The sequence below is a fragment of the Verrucosispora sp. SN26_14.1 genome, from assembly GCF_004307965.1.
Classification (GTDB): domain Bacteria; phylum Actinomycetota; class Actinomycetes; order Mycobacteriales; family Micromonosporaceae; genus Micromonospora.
Genome location: NZ_SISL01000581.1, coordinates 1 through 3,273, shown reverse-complemented (window position 1 = coordinate 3,273; position 3,273 = coordinate 1). Strand labels below are relative to the sequence as shown.

The window sequence follows — 3,273 nt, the reverse complement described above, 5'->3', positions numbered from 1 at the left end:
CGCCAGGGCGTCCCGCTCGCCGTCACCGACCAGCCGCTCCTCCACGGCGGCCCGCACCACCCCCGGCGCGCTCCACCGCATCCCCAGATCCCCCTCCACCGTCCGCGCCCGCCACAACGCCCCGGCCACCTCCCGACCCGGCCCGTCGGCCCGCTCGTCCGGCGTCAACACCGAGTACACGTCCGTGGTGGCGCCCCCCACGTCCACCACCACCAGGTCACCACCGGCCGCGTCCGCCAACACCTCCACCCCGGTCAGCACCGCGTCCGGCGTCGCCGCCCGCACCAACCGCGCGAACCGCGACCCCCGCGACAACCGCTTACCGCCGATCACGTGCCGCAGGAACACCTGCCGGATGGCCGCCCGCGCCGACAGCGGCGCCAACACCCCGATACGCGGCAACACGTTGTCGGCCACCGTCACCGGCACCCCCGCACCGGCCAACACCGCCGCCAACTCCCCGCGCACGTCCACGTTGCCCGCCAACACCACCGGCACCCGCCACCGCGCCCGCGCCAACCGCGTCGCGTTGTGCGACAACGTCTCGGCATCCCCACCATCGGTGCCACCCACCAGCAACACCACGTCCGGCCGCGCCGCCCGCAATGCGGCCAGCTCCGCCCGCCCCAGCCGCCCGGCGGCCACATGCACCACATCGGCCCCCGCCGACAACCCCACCCGCCGACCCGCCTGCGCGGTCACCAACGGCTCGTACCCCACCACCGCCAACCGCAGCCCACCGCCCGCCGACGAACACACGAACCACGGCACGTCCCGACCACCCACCCCGGCCGCCGCCACCGCCGCTTCCAGACCGTGCAGCACGTCCGTACCCACCGTCGTCGGCACCGACGCCGCACCGACCAACCCGCCACCGGCCAGGTCGACCACCGCCACCTTCGTGAACGTCGACCCGACGTCGGCGCAGACCGCGACACTCATACCGGCGCGGGCACGACCACCGTGCCGGTCGCCGACACCGCCACCACCGGCACCTCCAACACCTCCGCCGCCGACTCACCCCGATCCGGGCGCCCCCGACACACCACCCGCGCCTCGAAGTCCAGCGTGCGGCTACGGGAACCCACCCGCGTCACCGTCGCCACCACCTCCAGCACGTCACCGGCCCGCAACGGCGCCCGGAACTGCACATCCGAGTACGACGCGAACAACCCCTCGTCCCCGTCCGTACGGATACACACCTCCGTGGCCACGTCACCGAAGAGACCCAACGCGTACGCCCCGTCGACCAGGTTCCCCGCGTAGTGCGCATGCGCGTACGGCACATACCGCCGATGCGTCACCGTCAGGCCCACCCGAGGATCCGTCATGCCGCCCCCACCCTCCGACCCGTCACCAACGCGTGCACCAGATACGACGCCACCTCACCCGGCGTGGTGCCCCGACCGAAGATCCGATCCACCCCCAACTCAGCCGCCTGCGACTCGTCGAACCGCGGCCCACCCACGATCAACAACGGCCGCCGCCCCACCGGCAACGCCTCCCGGAACGCCGCCGACATCTCCCGCGTGTTGTGCAGATGCGCGTCCCGCTGCGTCACCACCTGCGACACCAACACCGCATCCGCCCGCGCCACCCGCGCCGCCTCCACCAACTCCGGCACACTCACCTGCGCACCCAGGTTCGTCACCGACAACTCCCGGTAGTACTCCAGACCCTTCTCCCCCGCGATCCCCTTCACGTTCAGGATCGCGTCGATGCCCACCGTGTGCGCGTCCGTGCCGATACACGCCCCCACCACCGACAACTTGCGCCGTAACCGCCGCTTCACCACCGCGTTGACCTCCTTGGCCGACAGCAGCGGAAAGTCCCGCTCCACCACCTGCACCGCCGACAGGTCCACCAGATGACTCACCCGCCCGTACACCACGAAGAACGTGAACCCGTCACCCATCTGCTTCGCGTGCACCAACAACGCCGGATCCATCCCCATCCGGTTCGCCAACTGGACCGCCGCACCCTCGGCCCGCTTGTCATGCGGCACCGGCAACGTGAACGACACCTGCACCATGCCGTCACCCGTGGTGTCCCCGTACGGCCGCACCACCGGACCCTGCGACACCGTCACGCCACCGCCTCCAGGATCTCCGTCGCCGGGTTGTAGTAGTCGGCCTCGTGCGCCGCCACCCCGTCCAACCCCTTACCCCGATCCGCCGGCCGCTTCATGATCCCGAACGTGCCCTCGGCGATCGCCGTCAACAACGACCGCTCACCGATCCGCTCCAACAACTCCACCGCCTCACCCAGCACCCGATGCGCCCGCTGCTGGATGAACCCACCCGGCGCCGGCACGAAGTCCTCGTGCAACCCACCGGCGGCACCCAACACGTACCGCACGTTCTGCAGAGCGATGTCCCGATCCGACAACCACGGCGTCACCACCGCCTCCGTCATCATCCCCACCAGCAGGATCCCCTGCCCCGTCATGGCACCCACCAGGTTGAAGAACCCGTCCAGCAGATTGCCCCGGAACACGTCACCGGTCATGTGCTTCGTCGGCGGCATCCACTTCAACGGCGCATCCGGGAACAACTCCCGCGCCAACAACGCATGCGCCAACTCCAACCGGAACGACTCCGGCACCTCCGGATTGATCTCGAACGCGTGCCCCAGCCCCAACTGCCAGTCCGCCAACCCCGCCTCGTGCGCGAAGTACTCGTTCAACAACTGCGACACCGTCACCGTGTGCGCCTCGTCCACCGCATCCGCAGTGGTCAGATAGTTGTCCTCACCGGTGTTGATGATGATCCCCGCCCGCGCGTGCACCTGCCGCGAGAACCGCTGGTCCACGAACGTCCGGATCGGATTGATGTCCCGGAACAGAATCCCGTACATCGAGTCGTTGAGCATCATGTCCAGCCGCTCCAGACCCGCGAGCGTCGCCATCTCCGGCATGCACAACCCCGACGCGTAATTCGTCAACCGCACATACCGACCCAACTCCCGCGACGACTCGTCCAACGCCGCCCGCATCAACCGGAAGTTCTCCTGCGTCGCGTACGTCCCCGCGAACCCCTCCCGCGTCGCCCCCTCCGGCACGTAGTCCAACAACGACTGACCCGTCGACCGGATCACCGCGATCACGTCCGCACCCGCCCGCGCCGCCGCCTGCGCCTGCGGAATGTCCTCGTAGATGTCCCCCGTCGCCACGATCAGATACACCCACGGCCGCCGCACCGGATCCCCGAACCGCCGCACCAACCGATCCCGCTCCGCCCGCCGCCGATCGATGCGCCGCACGCCCGCCGCCAC

At 70.1% G+C, this 3,273-nt stretch carries 4 protein-coding genes; all 4 read right to left on the bottom strand.

What is annotated here, in order from left to right:
* On the bottom strand, positions 1–942 hold a 942-nt coding region (locus EYA84_RS29420; protein ID WP_131057315.1), incomplete at its 3' end, for a glutamate mutase L.
* Positions 939–1,331, bottom strand: coding sequence for a hotdog domain-containing protein (locus tag EYA84_RS29415; RefSeq protein ID WP_131057313.1), 393 nt, complete (start codon positions 1,329–1,331; stop codon positions 939–941). The genes EYA84_RS29415 and EYA84_RS29420, both read right to left, overlap by 4 nt.
* On the bottom strand, positions 1,328–2,083 hold the full coding sequence (locus EYA84_RS29410) for an OAM dimerization domain-containing protein (RefSeq protein WP_131057317.1): 756 nt from the start codon (positions 2,081–2,083) through the stop codon (positions 1,328–1,330). Before EYA84_RS29410 ends, EYA84_RS29415 begins: the two co-directional genes overlap by 4 nt.
* Positions 2,084–2,085: 2 nt before the next feature.
* Positions 2,086–3,273, bottom strand: a 1,188-nt coding sequence (locus EYA84_RS29405) for a lysine 5,6-aminomutase subunit alpha TIM-barrel domain-containing protein (RefSeq protein ID WP_131057311.1), incomplete at its 5' end; no start/stop codon positions are given.